Genomic DNA, 14,075 nt, shown 5'->3' with positions numbered 1-14,075 from the left:
CCGCGGCAGGCATGGCCTGCACCGGACAGACCATGACGGCCGCGGAAGACGCGGGGATCAGCGCGAGTAGACGTTCATGCCGGGGAAGAAGAATGCCACTTCCACGGCTGCAGTTTCAGCGGCGTCAGAGCCGTGCACGGCGTTGGCGTCGATGCTGTCGGCGAAGTCGGCGCGGATCGTGCCCTTCTCAGCCTTCTTGGGGTCGGTGGCGCCCATCAGTTCACGGTTCTTCAGGATGGCGTTCTCGCCTTCCAGGGCCTGGATCATCACGGGGCCGGAGATCATGAAGTCCACCAGGTCCTTGAAGAAGGGACGCTCCTTGTGGACGCCGTAGAACTGCTCGGCTTCGCCGCGCGACAGGTGCACCATCTTGGCGGCGATGACCTTCAGGCCGGCGGCCTCGAAGCGAGCGTAGATCTGGCCGATCACGTTCTTGGCAACGGCGTCGGGCTTGATGATGGAAAGAGTGCGTTCGATGGCCATTTGAATGGTTCCTAATCAGGGTTACTATGGATTTTTGTCAATTGGACAAAACCGTTGATTCTAGCTGTGCCATCAAAGTCCTTGATGACATGGTGCTGCCAAAGGGGAGGCTGACCGCCGTATTTCAGCGGCGCCCTCCCGGCTTGCGCTTGGCGTTCTGGCGTGCACGCGACAGGCTGTCGGAGCCGATGTAGCCCACCGATGTACGCATCGGATCGGGCTGCTGGCTGCCACCTGTCTTGCCACGCCCGCCTGCACCGCCCTGCCCTCTGCCCTGGCCGCCCTCCGCCTTGCCCCCCTTGGCAGCGGGCTTGGCACGCGGGCCGTCCAGCATGGCATTGGGTGCCGGGCGATTGCCGTCGAAATAGCGGCCGCCGCCTTCGCGGCGGACGGTGTTGCGGTCGGCCGGGCCACCACGGCGGCCTCCGGCCGCGGGCTTGGGTGCAGCAGGCGCACGCGCCTGCATGCCTGCCGCGGAGGCCAGGGACTGGATGTCGGCCTGGTCCAGCTCCACCCAGGCGCCGCGCTTGAGGCCGCGCGGAAGCACCATGGCGCCATAGCGGATGCGGATCAGCCGGCTCACGGCATGGCCCACCGCCTCGAACATGCGGCGCACTTCGCGGTTGCGGCCTTCGGAAATGGTCACGCGGTACCAGCAGTTGGCGCCTTCGCCGCCGCCATCCTCGATGGAGCCGAAGGCGGCCACGCCGTCTTCCAGCTGCACGCCATCGGTCAGGCGCTGTTTTTCTTCCTTGCTGAGCGCGCCCAGCACGCGGGCCGCGTACTCGCGCTCCAGGCCGAAGCGCGGGTGCATCAGGGAGTTGGCCAGCTCGCCCGAGCTGGTGAACAGCAGCAGGCCTTCGGTGTTCAGGTCCAGGCGGCCAACGGACTGCCATTTGCCATGCTGCAGGCGCGGCAGCTTGCGGAACACCGTGGGGCGGTTCTGGGGATCGTCGTGCGTGACGACTTCACCCACGGGCTTGTGGTAGGCGATGACACGCGCCGGCGGCGGATCGATGCGAAAGCGGATGGGCTGGCCGTTGACCTTGATCTGGTCGCCGAACTGGATGCGCTGGCCCACGTGGGCAGGCTCGTTGTTGACCGAGATGCGGCCTTCAAGAATGAGCTGCTCCATTTCAAGGCGCGATCCCAGCCCGGCCTGGGCCAGCACCTTGTGCAGCTTGGGCGAATCGACCTGGGGCAGCAGCACGCGCTTGGCAGGCGCGGCATCGTCGCGCTCTTCGGCGGCGTCGAGCTCGCCCGAGATGACGTCCGCAAAACCGTAGCCTTCGGCAGACCCTGAGTCGCTTGACTCTGATGCATCAGCCGTCACCAGCTCCTGCACGGTGTCTTCGGCAGGCACCGCCTCGGCGGCCGGGCGCGGCTTGCGCGCAGGCCTGGCGCCAGGCCGGGACTCGGCCTTGGGAGCGCGCGAGCGCGCGGGGCGGGCCTTGCGCTGTGCGCCAGCCTCGTCGGACGCCGGCTGGGCGTCCTGGTCCTTGGAGATATCACTACCCGTCATGGCTTTCCTTCTTCGGCCTGCAGTGCAGCGCCGTCCGTATCCGTTGTGTCTGTCGTATCCGCGGTGTCCGCTTTTTCCGCTGTGTCTGCGGTCTGCGCAGCTTCTGCGGCGCTCGCGGCATCTGTCCCATCCGGTGTCTCAGCCTCGCCCGAGGGCGCCTCTGGCAAGAGAGCGGCAAGGGCGTCGTCCTCACCGTCCTCGACCAGCTCCGTCTCATCGGCCTGCAACGGCACCTGATCCAGCAATTCCTCGCCCACGTCCTGCTCGCCGATGACCGGCGGCACTTCGTCGGGACCCCAGCCTTCGGTCGGCGGGGCGTCACCGGCTGGCGCACTCTCTTGCACATCAGGCTCGCCCGACTCCTCCAGCGCCTTGAACAGGCTTTGCTGGGATTCGGGCTCCTCAAGCATGGGCAACTGGTCCAGCGACTGCAGGCCCAGGTCGTCCAGAAACTGGCGCGTGGTGGCAAACAAAGAGGGCCGGCCCACGGTTTCCCGGTGGCCAATCACCTCGATCCAGCCCCGGTCTTCCAGTTGCTTGATCAGCAGGCTGTTGACCGTCACACCGCGTATGTCCTCGATATCACCGCGCGTCACCGGCTGACGGTAGGCGATGATGGCCAGCGTCTCCAGGGTCGCACGGGTGTAGCGTGGCGGCTTTTCAGGATGCAGCCGGTCCAGGTACACCCGCATCTCGGGCCGGCTCTGGAAGCGCCACCCGGACGCCACCTGCACCAGCTCCACGCCCTTTTGCGCCCAGTCCTTCTGCAGGTCCAGCAGCAGGTCCTTCAGCGTGTCGGAGCCCAGCACGTCATCGAACAGCGAGCGCAGCTCACGCAGCGTGACAGGCTGCGGCGCGCAGATCAATGCAGTTTCCAGGACCCGCTTGGCATCTACCGTATTCATGGCTCAGCGTCTCGGGAACAAAGGCGCGCGTGCCACCAGGGGTGGCAGCCAGGGTGCGCCGAATCAAAGAAGAGGAAGCAAGCGCTCCACAGATGCCATGCGAGAGATGGTCAGAGGCTTTCGGCGGGATTGTAGCTCAGCCCCCAATTTTCCAGCGCCTGCGCCATGTCGGCGGGCAGCGGCGCATGCAGCACCAGGGCCTGGCCCGTCATGGGATGGGTGAAGGCCAGCCGGAAGGCGTGCAGGGCCTGGCGCGTCATGCCGCCAGCGTCCTTGCCGCCGTAGACGGCATCGGCCACCAGCGGATGACCCAGAGAGGCCATGTGCACGCGGATCTGGTGGGTGCGGCCCGTATGCAGCGTGCAGCGCACCAGGCTGACTTCTTCGTTGCCGGCCAGCAGGTCGATGTCGGTGCGCGCGGTCTTGCCCGCATGCTGGGCCAGGTCGACCACGGCCATGCGCAGGCGGTTGCGCGGATCGCGGCCGATGGGCGCATCGACCTCGCGGTGCTTGCGCGGGCCCCAGGCCTTGTGGGCCAGCGCCAGGTACTGCCGGCTGACATCGCGTGCGGCGATCATGGCCACCAGCGCATCCATGGCGGCGCGGCTGCGCGCCACGACCATGAGGCCGCTGGTGTCCTTGTCCAGGCGGTGGACGATGCCGGCGCGCGGCACCTCGCGCGCCTTGGGGTCGCGCCCCAGCAGGCCATTGAGCAGGGTTCCCGTCCAGTTGCCGGGCGCCGGGTGCACGACCAGGCCAGCCGGCTTGTTGACGACCAGCAGGTGCTCGTCCTCATGCACCACGTCCAGCGCCATGACCTCGGGCTGGAAGGCCATGCTCTGCTGCGTGGGCCGCATCTCCAGCACCATGCGGTCGCCGGCCGCGACCTTGGCGGAAGGCTTGCCCAGCACACGCCCGTTGAGGGTGACCGCGCCCTGCGCAAGCAGCTGCTGCAGATAGCTGCGCGAGAACTCGGCCACGCATTCGGCCAGCACCTTGTCGGCGCGCAGGCCGTGCTGGGCGGGCGGCACGGTGATTTCGCGCAGCTCGGCGGCGGCCTCGACCTCGCCACCTTCGGCGTCGGCCTCGTCCTGGTCCTCGACCGATTCCGGCAGCGGTTCGCCGGGCGCAGAAGAAACAAGCCCCTGCGGGGCAGGGGCTTGTCCGGTTTGCCTGGTGCTGCGGCTCATCAGCGCGAAGGCAGGTAGCGCGAAGGATCGACAGGCTTGCCCTGGCGACGCACCTCGAAGTGCAGCTTCACGCGGTCGGCGTCGGTGCTGCCCATCTCGGCAATCTTCTGGCCCTTGCGCACGGTCTGGTCCTCCTTGACCAACAGCGTCTGGTTGTGCGCGTAGGCCGTGAGGTAGGTGTTGTTGTGCTTGAGGATGATCAGGTTGCCATAGCCACGCAGGCCGGCGCCGGCATAGACCACGCGGCCATCGGCAGCGGCCATCACGGGGTCGCCGGCCTTGCCTGCGATGTCATAGCCCTTGTTGCGCGCCTCGTCGAAGCCGGCAATCAGGCTGCCCGAGGCAGGCCAGATGAAGTCCACATCGTCGGCGCCCTTGCCGGCTGCGGGTGCAGGAGCCGGTGCCGGGGTCGGCGCGGGTGCAGGCGTTGCGGTGGAGCTGCCAGACGATGCCGAGGATGCCACGGGCGGCAGCGGCGTTGCCACCACCGGCGAGCCGCTGGGCGTGGAAGAGGAGGACGAGGACGACGACGAAGAACGTGTGCTGCCGCTGTCCGAACTCGCCATGGACGAGCTGGTCGGCGGCACGACGCGAACCACCTGACCGACTTCGATCAGGTTGGGGTTCTCCAGATTGTTCCAGCGCGCGATGTCCTTCCAGCTCTGGCCGGTCTCCAGGCCGATGCGGATCAGCGTGTCACCAGGCTTGATGGTGTAGTAGCCGGGCTTGCCGGCGTTCTCGACGCCGGGCAGCGGCTTGACGGCCGCCGATGGCGAGGAAGAGGTGGAAGTGGAGGTGGATGTTCCGCGGTCCTCCACGGGAGCCCTGTTCACTTGGGATGTGCAGCCTGCCAGAACCATGCCGGCCAGCACCACCGTTCCCCAAGCCCCAAGACTTCGCGATACCAACATAAGTTATTCCCTTCTAGGCGATGCCCGATTTTAGGGGGACAAAGTTCACGGCCTCCAAAATCGATTGCGTAAACCCGTGTGAACTCTTGTCAATCACCAGCAGTGCCTGCTTACCCCCCGTAACCACCATGGGCGCGACAAGCCGCCCGCCCACGGCCAGCTGGTCGCACCAGGCCGAGGGCATGCTCTCGCCGCCGGCGGCCGAGATGATGCCCGCGTACGGAGCGCCGCTGCCATAGCCTTCCATGCCGTCTCCAAAGATCAGATGGACATTGGTCAGGCGCCAGGGCCGCAGGTTGCTGCGCGCTTTCTCGTGCAGGCCGCGCAGGCGCTCGATCGAATAGACCTCGCGTGCCACGCGCGCCAGCACGGCCGCCTGGTAGCCGCAGCCGGTGCCGATCTCCAGCACGCGGCCCAGGCCCGACTTCGCGGCCTCCGAACCCAGCAGCAGCTCGGTCATGCGGGCGACCACGCTGGGCTTGGAGATCGTCTGGCCCAGACCGATGGGCAGGCTGGTGTCCTCATAGGCCTGGTTGACCAGGGCGCTGTCCACGAAGCGGTGGCGCTCCACCGCTCCCATGGCAGCGAGCACGGCCGGCGACTGGATGCCGGTGGCGGCCAGTCGCTGCACCATGCGCGCGCGCACGGCGGCCGAATCCATGCCGATGCCCGAGGGCTGTTGCGGGGCACGGGCGGCGGCGGTGGCCAGCGCGGAGCGCGCGGGCACCGCGCGCGAGGCCGGCGCAGGGTTCTGCACCGAGCGCGCCACCCAAGAGGGAACTCCGGGACGGCGCTCGCTCACGGTTGCACCGCCCCGCCCTGGGCAGGCAGCACGGCCTGACTGGCCGATGCCAGCCTGGCCGCCGTCTGCGCCCAGTAGCCCAGGTTGTCATGGTCGGTCAGGTCCACCTTCAGCGGCGTGACAGACATGTGGCCGTGGGACGTGGCGTGGAAGTCCGTGCCCTCCGAGTCATCCATGGCCGCGCCTGCGCTGCCTATCCAATACATCATTTCGCCGCGCGGGCTCTCCTGGGTGATGACGCGCTCGGCCGCATGGCGGCGGCCCAGCCGGCACAGCTTGAGCGGCTTGAGCGCGGACAGCGGCATGTTGGGAATGTTCACGTTGAGCAGCCAGGGCGACAGGCCGATCAGTTCCTGCGACTGCATGTCCATGACCAGCTGGCGCGCGGCGGCGGCGGCAGCCTCGATCTCGGACCAGCCCTTGTCCACCTGGGAGAAGGCAATGGCGGGAATGCCGAAAAGAAAGCCCTCCATGGCCGCGCCGACGGTGCCCGAGTAGATGGTGTCGTCGCCCATGTTGGCGCCGTTGTTGATGCCGGAGACCACCAGGTCGGGCCGGTAGCCCAGCAGGCCGGTCAGGGCGATGTGCACGCAGTCTGCCGGCGTGCCGTTGACATAGCGGAAACCGTTGTGGGCCTGGTGCACGTACAGCGGTGCATTCAGCGTCAGGGCGTTGGACTTGGCACTGTTGTTGTGCTCCGGCGCCACCACCTCGACGTCTGCCACCGTGCGCAGCGCCTCGTACAAGGCCTGGATGCCGGGCGCCTGGTAGCCGTCGTCGTTACAAATGAGAATCTTCATGGATACAGCAGGGATTGCGGGCGATTGTAGGCGGGCGTCTCGTCGCCCGAGGGACAGGAGGCATTCCCGCCACACTCCTATCATCGGCCAGGCATTCAATCACAGGAGACAACCACCATGCACGCTTGGCTTTGCACAACGCCCACGGGCGTCGATCAACTGCAGTGGACGCAGCTGCCCACACCCGCGCCGGGCCCTGGACAGGTACTGCTCGAAGTGAAGGCGGCCAGCCTGAACTTTCCCGATCTGCTGATCGTGCAGAACAAGTACCAGATGAAGCCTGAGCTGCCGTTCGTGCCGGGTTCGGAATACGCGGGCGTGGTCCAGGCCGTGGGCGAAGGCGTGAGCCACCTGGCCGTGGGCCAGCGCGTGGCCTGCCTGTCGGGCACCGGGGGCTTTGGCACCCATACGCTGGCACCGGCCGCGCTGTGCATGCCGCTGCCCGATGGATTCAGCTTCGTCGATGCAGCGGCCTTCATCATGACCTATGCCACCTCGCACCATGCGCTGATCGACCGTGGCCAGCTGCGCGAGGGCGAGACCGTACTGGTGCTGGGCGCGGCAGGCGGCGTGGGCACGGCCGCCATCCAGATCGCCAAGGCGGCAGGCGCACGCGTGATCGCGGCAGCCTCCACCGACGAAAAGTGCGCGCTGTGCAAGGCCCAGGGCGCCGATGCCACCATCAACTACAGCCAGGGCGACCTGCGCGCGGCCATCAAGGAGGCCACCGACGGCAAGGGCCCCGACGTGGTCTACGACCCCGTGGGCGGCGACTTCGCCGAGCCCGCCTTCCGCTCCATCGCCTGGCGCGGCCGCTATCTGATCGTGGGCTTTGCCGCTGGCCCCATCCCGGCCCTGCCGCTGAACCTGCCGCTGCTCAAGGGCGCATCGCTGGTGGGTGTCTTCTGGGGCGAGTTCTCCCGGCGCGAGCCCAAGGCCAACGCGGCCATGATGCAGGAGCTGGCCCAGTGGTACGGCCAGGGAAAGATCAAGCCCGTGATCGACCGCACCATGCCCATGGCCGAGCTGCACGCGGCCTACGCACGCATGGGATCGCGCCAGGTCCAGGGCAAGCTGGTCATGGTCAACGAGCAGTGAACCGGGCGCCGGCCATGCCACACTGGAGGGCATTGCATTCTGAAACAACTGCCCACCCATGGCCGAGCGCTCCGCTTCCGAACTGGCACGCGAAACCCTGCGGCAACTGGCGCTGAACCGCCTGCCGCCCACCCCGGAAAACTACACCCGCCTCTATGAGCAGGCAGCCGGCGAACCCGGCCCCGCCAGCTTTCCCCAGGGGCCGCTGCGCCACGTCCATGCGCTTTTGCCTGCGCAGACGCCCGGACAGAAGCGCCTGCGCGACCAGTTGGGCGCCGCCATAGAACGCAGCGACTGGCAGGGCCTGCAGCAGGTCATCACCGCCTATGCCAACGCGGCCCTGCAGCCGCCAACCCATGAGGCCAGGCCCGTGGAATTGCCCGTGCCGCCGCCCCTGCAGGCTTTGCCCGAGGATCTGACGCAGCAGCTGGCGCGGCGCTTCGAGGCCTTCTTTGCGCTGCTGAACACCCAGGAAGCCAAGACCCGGCAACTGCATCAGCAGCTCATGGAACAGCTGCAGGCACCGCCCGTGGACGCCAAGGCCCTGGCGCGGCGCCTGCATGACCAGCACTACCAGCTGTCGTTCTCCATTGCCGACCAGCTCCAGGTCCTGCAGCTGGTGCAGGAGCTGCTGCAGACCCTGATCCAGCATCTGGCCCAGGACCCCACGCACGGCAGCTGGCTGGTGCCGCAGCTCACGGCCATCGAGCAGGCCATCACGCCGCCGCTGTCACCCGCGCCCCTGGTGGATGCGCGGCGCGAGCTGCAGACCGTGATCCACCGGCGCATGCAGCTGCAGGACGGCATGGCCGCCGCGCAGCAGGCGCTCAAGGACATGCTGGGCGGCTTCGTCCAGCATCTGGCAAAGATCACGAGCAGCAACGAAACACTGGGCGCCCGCATGGAGGAAGCCGCGCGCCAGCTGGACGGCATCCAGCGCCTGGAGGATGCCGCCCCGCTGCTGCAACAGGTGCTGGAGGCCACCCGCACCATGGCCGCCGGCAGCCGCGTGGCCCAGGAAGAGCTGCAATCGCTGCGCAGCCATGTCGATGCCTGCGAGGCGCGCATAGAGGCCCTGCAGCAGGAACTGGACGAGGCCGCGCGCCGTGCACGCCACGATCCGCTGACCGGCCAGCTCAACCGCCTGGGCGTGAGCGAGGCGCTGGACCGCGAGGTGGCGCGCGCCCAGCGCCATGGCCAGCCGCTGAGCGTTGCCCTGCTCGACATGGACGGCATGCAGGCCCTCAATGCCGAGCTGGGGCATGCCACGGGCGATGCCGCCCTCATCCATGTGGCCCAGCTGGCACGCCAGGGACTGCGCCCCGAGGACGTGGTGGGCCGATACGAGGGCCAGGCCTTCGTGCTGCTGCTGCCCCAGACACCGGAGACTGCGGGCGCCCAGGCGCTGCAGCGCCTGCTGCAGCTGCTGGAGCAGACGCCTTTGCCAGCCTCTTCGCAGACGCCAGGCCAGCCGGCCCCCCGGCCATTGAGCTTCAGTGCGGGCGTGGCCCAGCTGCAAAGCCACGAAAACGGCATGGACGTGCTGCGCCGCGCGGATACCGCCATGCTGCAGGCCAAGGAGCGCGGCAAGCACAGCATTGCCACGGCATCAGGCGCACAATGGCAGCCAGTTGGAAATGCAGGCGCCGGCCTTTGATCCACCGAGGCCACGCTCCGTATCTCCCCGCTTTCTTGCGCCACCTGCCCCCGAACCGCCATGCCCCTGCCCTTCAGCGCCCCCGTCCCTGCACCGCGGCGCCAGTTTCTGGTCGCAGCGGGCCTGGCCACGGCGCTGGGCCAGTTGCCCGCCTGGGCCCGCCTGGGCGAGCGGCCTGCGCACAACCCCTTCACGCTGGGCGTGGCCAGCGGCGACCCCGAACCCGACAACGTGCTGCTGTGGACGCGGCTGACGCCGCCGCTTGCACAGCTGGGCGAGACCGACACCACAGCCATGCCTGCGCTCAAGATCCGCTGGGAGCTGGCGCACGACCCGCTGTTCCGCCAGATCGTGCGCAGCGGCGAGGCCATGGCCCAGCCCGAATGGGGCCACGGCGTGCATGTGCAGGTGGGAGGGCTGGCGCCTGACCGCTGGTACCACTACCGCTTCATGCTGGGCCAGGCCGTGAGCAGCACGGGCCGCTGCCGCACGGCGCCCGCGCCCGGCAGCCTGCCCCAGCGGCTGCGCCTGGCCTATGCCTCCTGCCAGCGCTGGGAGCACGGCTACTACGCGGCCTGGCGCCAGGTGGTGCAGGACGCGCCGGACCTGGTGCTCTTCCTGGGCGACTACATCTACGAGTACGCCACGCCCGCCATGACGCTGGGCCTGGCCCGCACCCACAACCTGCGGGCCGCGCAAAGCCTGCAGGATTACCGGGACCGCTACGCCCTGCACAAGAGCGACCCGCTGCTGCAGGCAGCGCACGCCATGTGCAACTGGTCCGTGGGCTGGGACGACCATGAGGTGGAGAACAACTACGCCGGCGACCAGGGCCAGGGCGATGCCGGGCGCTTCCTGGCCCGGCGCATGGCTGCCTGGCAGGCCTTCTACGAGAACATGCCGCTGCGCGCCAGCGCGCTGACCGGCGCGGGCGCCCAGCATGGCGGCGGCGGGCTGCAGCTGTACCGCAGCCTGCAGTGGGGCCGGCTGGCCCGGCTGCATTTTCTGGACGGCCGCCAGTACCGCAGCGCCCAGGCCTGCCGCGCCGAGGGAGCGGCAGACAAGGGCAGCGTGCGCCCTGCGCAATGCGCAGCCCTGTCGGATACGGCGCGCAGCTTCCTGGGCTGGACGCAGGAGCAGTGGCTGTACCGCCAGCTGGCCGAAGATGCCCGCCAGCATGCAAGCGAGGGGCCGCGCTGGAGCATCCTGGCCCAGCCCACCCTGGTGTCCGCGCACCGGCCGCCCTCGGGATCGCAGGCCACGGACAGCTGGGACGGCTACCCGGCCGCGCGCCAGCGCCTGGTGAGCCACCTCACGCCGGGCGCCCAGCCCACGCCGCGCAACAGCGTGCTGCTGGGCGGCGACCTGCACCAGAACTATGTCTGTGCCGTGCACGCAGACCCCGAGGCCGCGCCCGAGCGGCGCAATCCCGTCGTGGCCAGCGAGTTCTGCAGCACCTCCATCACCTCGCGCAGCGGCACCACCCAGGCCAAGGTCGATGCCATCGTCGACCACAACCCGCAGGTGCTGTACGCACGCTGCGAGGAACGCGGCTACGGGCTGGCCGACATCACGCCCGAGCGCTGGACCAGCGAGCTGCGCGCCGTGGCCAACCCGATGCGAGCCGACAGCCGCATCTACACGCTGGCCCGCTTCACCGTCGAGGACAGGCGGCCCGGCCCCATAGCCAGCTGACAGGGCACTGACGCAGGGCACGACCAAAGGGCACTTTCAGCAGGCCTGGCAATCAGTGGCTATCCTGACATCGCCCCCCGGCATGCCGCCTATCGTATGGTGCGCTGCCTTGCCCCGCCCACCGGAAAACGGAAGCCATGCACCTGACTTTCAGCGCCTACTACACCCTGATCTTCGCCGCCCTCGTCCTTTTGCTGGGCAAATGGCTGGTACGGCACCTGCGCCTGCTGCGCGAATTCAACATCCCCGAGCCCGTGGCCGGCGGCCTGGTCGTGGCCGTCGCCCTGTTCGTGCTCAACCAGACCCTGGGCTGCACCTTCAGCTTCAGCAGCGAGCTGCAGATGGCCTTCATGCTGGTGTTTTTCTCGTCCATCGGGCTGAGCGCCAATTTCGCCAAGCTGCGCGAAGGCGGCCGTTCGCTGCTGCTGTTCCTGGCCGTGGTCGCCGTCTTCATCAGCCTGCAGGATCTGGTCGGCGTGAGCCTGGCCAAGATGCTCGGGCTCGATCCGCTGTTCGGGCTGATCGCAGGCTCCGTCACCCTGACGGGCGGCCATGGCACGGCAGGTGCCTGGGGCCAGGTTTTCGAGCGCGAATACGGCATCCAGGGCGCGGTCACCCTGGGCATTGCCTGTGCCACCTTCGGACTGGTGATCGGCGGCCTGATCGGCGGCCCGCTGGCCAAGGCCCTGATCACGCGCCGCAGGCTTGCCGTGCATGACCCCGCAGCCGCCCCCGAAAAACAGCCCCCGCTGGGCGAAAGCGCAAGCCACGGCGGCTTCGAGAACCCCGAGCAGACGCGCCTGATCACCACCAGCGCGGCCATAGAAACACTGGCCCTGTTCGCGGGCTGCCTGGGCTTTGCCGAGTTCATGACGCAGTTCACCGCCGGCACCCTGTTCTCCCTGCCCACCTTCGTCTGGGCGCTGGCCGGTGGCGTCCTGATCCGCAACACGCTGGACTATGTCTTTCACTTCCAGGTATTCGACCGGGCCATCGACGTCTTCGGCAATGCCTCGCTGTCCATCTACCTGGCCATGGCCCTGCTGTCGCTCAAGCTGTGGGAGCTGGCGGGGCTGGCGGCACCGCTGATGGTGATCCTGGCGGCCCAGACGCTGGTCATGGGCCTGTATGCCGCGCTGGTGACTTTCCGCATCATGGGCAGCAACTACGATGCGGCCGTGCTGGCCGCCGGCCACTGCGGTTTCGGCATGGGTGCCACGCCCACGGCCGTGGCCAATATGCAGGCCATCACCAACCAGTACGGCCCATCGCACAAGGCCTTTCTCATCGTCCCTATGGTGGGCGCCTTCTTCGTCGACATCGTCAATGCCACCGTGATCCAGCTGTTCATACGCTGGCTGCACTGACCACTACGAACACCGAACGCACCATGCCCCTGCTACGCCGTGCCCTTGCCGCCACCCAGGCGCTCGTCCTGACCCTGCTGCTGGCAGGCTGCAGCCTGCCGCCCCTGGCCGGCCGCAGCGAATCCACGGCACTGCCGCCCGAGGCCGCCCAGGCCACGCTGCTGGGCCAGGCGCTGGCACCGCTGCTGGACCAGCATCCGGGGCTCACCGCAATCCACGCGCTATCCGACGCACGCAATGCCTACGCCGCGCGCGCCCTGCTGGCCCGCGTGGCACAGCGCACGCTGGATGTGCAGTACTACATCTGGCGCGGCGACACCACGGGCCATCTGCTGCTCGACGAACTGCGCCGCGCCGCCGACCGGGGCGTGCGCGTTCGCCTGCTGCTGGACGACGGCGGCACGGCAGGACTGGACACCCAGCTCGGCGCCCTGGACCAGCATCCGCAGATCGAGGTGCGGCTGTTCAACCCCTTTGCCCAGCGCACGCCCAAGGCGCTGGGCTATGTCACGGATTTCTCGCGCACCCAGCGGCGCATGCACAACAAGAGCTTCACGGCCGACAGCCAGGCCAGCATCGTGGGCGGACGCAACATAGGCGACGAGTACTTCGCGGCCACCGACGGTGTGCTGTTCGCCGACCTGGACGTGGTGGCCATGGGGCCGGTGGTGGCCGACATTTCACATGCTTTCGACCAGTACTGGGCCAGCGCGTCGGCCTATCCCGCGGCCAGCCTGCTGCCGCCGCTGCCCGACTATGCGGTGGCGCGCGCCTACGAGGCCCTGGCCACCGAAGTGCAGCGCCCCGAAGCCCAGGCCTATGTGCGCGCCGTGGCGCAAAGCCCATTCACGCGCGAGCTGCTGGCCGGCCGCCTGCCACTGCAATGGGCCCGCGCCACCCTGGTCAGCGACGACCCGGCCAAGGTGCTGGGTCAGGTGCCCAAGGAGGGCCTGCTGATCACCCAGCTGACCCCGGCCATCGGCCAGCCGCAGCGCCAGCTGGACCTGGTCTCGCCCTACTTCGTGCCCACCGAGGCCGGCGTGCGCGCCCTGGCCGGCCTGCGCCGCCAGGGCATTGCCGTGCGCGTGCTCACCAACAGCCTGGAGGCGACCGACGTGGCCGTGGTCCATGCCGGCTATGCCCGCTACCGGCGCCCGCTGATCGAGGAAGGCGTGCAGCTGTACGAGCTGCGCCGGCAGATCGGCAGGCAGGACGACGAACCCAGCCCAGGCCCGCGTTCGCCCGCAGCGGCATCGGCAGGGAAAGCGGGGGTGGGCTCAGGCAGCCGCCCCGGCAGCTCGGGCTCCAGCCTGCATGCCAAAACCTTTGCGGTCGATGGCGAGCGCATCTTCGTGGGCTCGTTCAACTTCGACCCGCGCTCGGCCCACCTCAACACCGAAATGGGCCTGCTGATCGACAGCCCCGAGATGGCTTCGCAGATGAGCCGCATGCTCGACCAGAGCCTGCCAGCGGCTGCCTACCATGTGCAGATCGATGCACAGGGCCGCCTGAGCTGGACCACGGAAAGCGGCACGCCGCCTGAGCCACTCACTACCACAACCGAGCCCGGCAGCAGTGCATTCAAGCGCCTGATGCTGCGCGTGCTGGGCTGGCTGCCCATCGAGGGGCTGCTTTGATGCCGGGC

The 14,075-nt window shown here is 68.4% G+C and carries 12 protein-coding genes; 5 read left to right on the top strand and 7 right to left on the bottom strand.

Going from position 1 to position 14,075, the window contains the following annotated elements; translation table 11 throughout:
* Nucleotides 1–57: 57 nt before the first annotated feature.
* The 7 genes from ndk to surE all read right to left on the bottom strand — a co-directional run bounded on the left by ndk (nucleotide 58) and on the right by surE (nucleotide 6,613).
* Nucleotides 58–483, bottom strand: a complete 426-nt coding sequence (ndk, locus tag U6958_RS10275) for a nucleoside-diphosphate kinase (RefSeq protein ID WP_016447563.1) — start codon at nucleotides 481–483, stop codon at nucleotides 58–60.
* 124 nt (nucleotides 484–607) lie between these two features.
* Complete coding sequence (locus U6958_RS10270; protein WP_074920964.1) at nucleotides 608–2,005, bottom strand: pseudouridine synthase; 1,398 nt, start codon at nucleotides 2,003–2,005, stop codon at nucleotides 608–610.
* On the bottom strand, nucleotides 2,002–2,910 hold the full coding sequence (gene scpB, locus U6958_RS10265) for an SMC-Scp complex subunit ScpB (RefSeq protein WP_074920965.1): 909 nt from the start codon (nucleotides 2,908–2,910) through the stop codon (nucleotides 2,002–2,004). The genes U6958_RS10270 and scpB overlap by 4 nt, the downstream gene beginning before the upstream one ends.
* 110 nt (nucleotides 2,911–3,020) lie before the next feature.
* Complete coding sequence (locus U6958_RS10260) at nucleotides 3,021–4,100, bottom strand: RluA family pseudouridine synthase (protein WP_074920966.1); 1,080 nt, start codon at nucleotides 4,098–4,100, stop codon at nucleotides 3,021–3,023.
* Nucleotides 4,100–5,011 carry a peptidoglycan DD-metalloendopeptidase family protein gene (locus U6958_RS10255; RefSeq protein WP_016447567.1) on the bottom strand — a complete coding sequence of 304 codons (912 nt, stop codon included), beginning with the start codon at nucleotides 5,009–5,011 and terminating at the stop codon, nucleotides 4,100–4,102. Before U6958_RS10255 ends, U6958_RS10260 begins: the two co-directional genes overlap by 1 nt.
* 13 nt (nucleotides 5,012–5,024) lie before the next feature.
* Nucleotides 5,025–5,813 (bottom strand): protein-L-isoaspartate(D-aspartate) O-methyltransferase, encoded by a 789-nt coding sequence (locus U6958_RS10250; protein ID WP_016447568.1) that lies wholly within the window; start codon nucleotides 5,811–5,813, stop codon nucleotides 5,025–5,027.
* Complete coding sequence (gene surE / locus U6958_RS10245) at nucleotides 5,810–6,613, bottom strand: 5'/3'-nucleotidase SurE (RefSeq protein WP_016447569.1); 804 nt, start codon at nucleotides 6,611–6,613, stop codon at nucleotides 5,810–5,812. The genes U6958_RS10250 and surE overlap by 4 nt, the downstream gene beginning before the upstream one ends.
* 117 nt (nucleotides 6,614–6,730) lie before the next feature.
* Here surE and U6958_RS10240 point away from each other — a divergent pair, with 117 nt between their 5' ends.
* The 5 genes from U6958_RS10240 to U6958_RS10220 all read left to right on the top strand — a co-directional run bounded on the left by U6958_RS10240 (nucleotide 6,731) and on the right by U6958_RS10220 (nucleotide 14,067).
* Nucleotides 6,731–7,711 (top strand): NADPH:quinone oxidoreductase family protein, encoded by a 981-nt coding sequence (locus tag U6958_RS10240; RefSeq protein WP_074920967.1) that lies wholly within the window; start codon nucleotides 6,731–6,733, stop codon nucleotides 7,709–7,711.
* 58 nt (nucleotides 7,712–7,769) lie between these two features.
* Nucleotides 7,770–9,368, top strand: coding sequence for a GGDEF domain-containing protein (locus U6958_RS10235; protein WP_016451284.1), 1,599 nt, complete (start codon nucleotides 7,770–7,772; stop codon nucleotides 9,366–9,368).
* 60 nt (nucleotides 9,369–9,428) lie between these two features.
* Nucleotides 9,429–11,063 (top strand): alkaline phosphatase, encoded by a 1,635-nt coding sequence (locus tag U6958_RS10230; RefSeq protein ID WP_047326694.1) that lies wholly within the window; start codon nucleotides 9,429–9,431, stop codon nucleotides 11,061–11,063.
* 137 nt (nucleotides 11,064–11,200) lie between these two features.
* Nucleotides 11,201–12,430 carry a sodium/glutamate symporter gene (gene gltS, locus U6958_RS10225; RefSeq protein WP_016447573.1) on the top strand — a complete coding sequence of 410 codons (1,230 nt, stop codon included), beginning with the start codon at nucleotides 11,201–11,203 and terminating at the stop codon, nucleotides 12,428–12,430.
* A 23-nt stretch (nucleotides 12,431–12,453) separates the two neighbouring features.
* The gene (locus U6958_RS10220) at nucleotides 12,454–14,067 is read left to right on the top strand and encodes a phospholipase D family protein (protein WP_047326693.1); all 1,614 of its coding nucleotides are present in this window, start codon (nucleotides 12,454–12,456) and stop codon (nucleotides 14,065–14,067) included.
* The last annotated feature ends 8 nt before the right edge of the window (nucleotides 14,068–14,075 follow it).

It is taken from the genome of Delftia lacustris (assembly GCF_040267515.1).
In the GTDB taxonomy this organism is placed as follows: Bacteria; Pseudomonadota; Gammaproteobacteria; order Burkholderiales; family Burkholderiaceae_C; genus Comamonas; species Comamonas tsuruhatensis.
Note: the sequence above shows the minus strand (reverse complement) of the source record. Positions and strands in the feature narration are given on the sequence as shown.

Bases quoted from the DNA above. Each gene is read 5' to 3' on its own strand.
- scpB (WP_074920965.1), bottom strand. From the start codon at position 2,910: ATGAATACGGTAGATGCCAAGCGGGTCCTGGAAACTGCATTGATCTGC.
- U6958_RS10240 (WP_074920967.1), top strand. From the start codon at position 6,731: ATGCACGCTTGGCTTTGCACAACGCCCACGGGCGTCGATCAACTGCAG.
- U6958_RS10230 (WP_047326694.1), top strand. From the start codon at position 9,429: ATGCCCCTGCCCTTCAGCGCCCCCGTCCCTGCACCGCGGCGCCAGTTT.
- U6958_RS10255 (WP_016447567.1), bottom strand. From the start codon at position 5,011: ATGTTGGTATCGCGAAGTCTTGGGGCTTGGGGAACGGTGGTGCTGGCC.
- gltS (WP_016447573.1), top strand. From the start codon at position 11,201: ATGCACCTGACTTTCAGCGCCTACTACACCCTGATCTTCGCCGCCCTC.
- surE (WP_016447569.1), bottom strand. From the start codon at position 6,613: ATGAAGATTCTCATTTGTAACGACGACGGCTACCAGGCGCCCGGCATC.
- U6958_RS10270 (WP_074920964.1), bottom strand. From the start codon at position 2,005: ATGACGGGTAGTGATATCTCCAAGGACCAGGACGCCCAGCCGGCGTCC.
- U6958_RS10220 (WP_047326693.1), top strand. From the start codon at position 12,454: ATGCCCCTGCTACGCCGTGCCCTTGCCGCCACCCAGGCGCTCGTCCTG.
- U6958_RS10235 (WP_016451284.1), top strand. From the start codon at position 7,770: ATGGCCGAGCGCTCCGCTTCCGAACTGGCACGCGAAACCCTGCGGCAA.
- U6958_RS10260 (WP_074920966.1), bottom strand. From the start codon at position 4,100: ATGAGCCGCAGCACCAGGCAAACCGGACAAGCCCCTGCCCCGCAGGGG.
- ndk (WP_016447563.1), bottom strand. From the start codon at position 483: ATGGCCATCGAACGCACTCTTTCCATCATCAAGCCCGACGCCGTTGCC.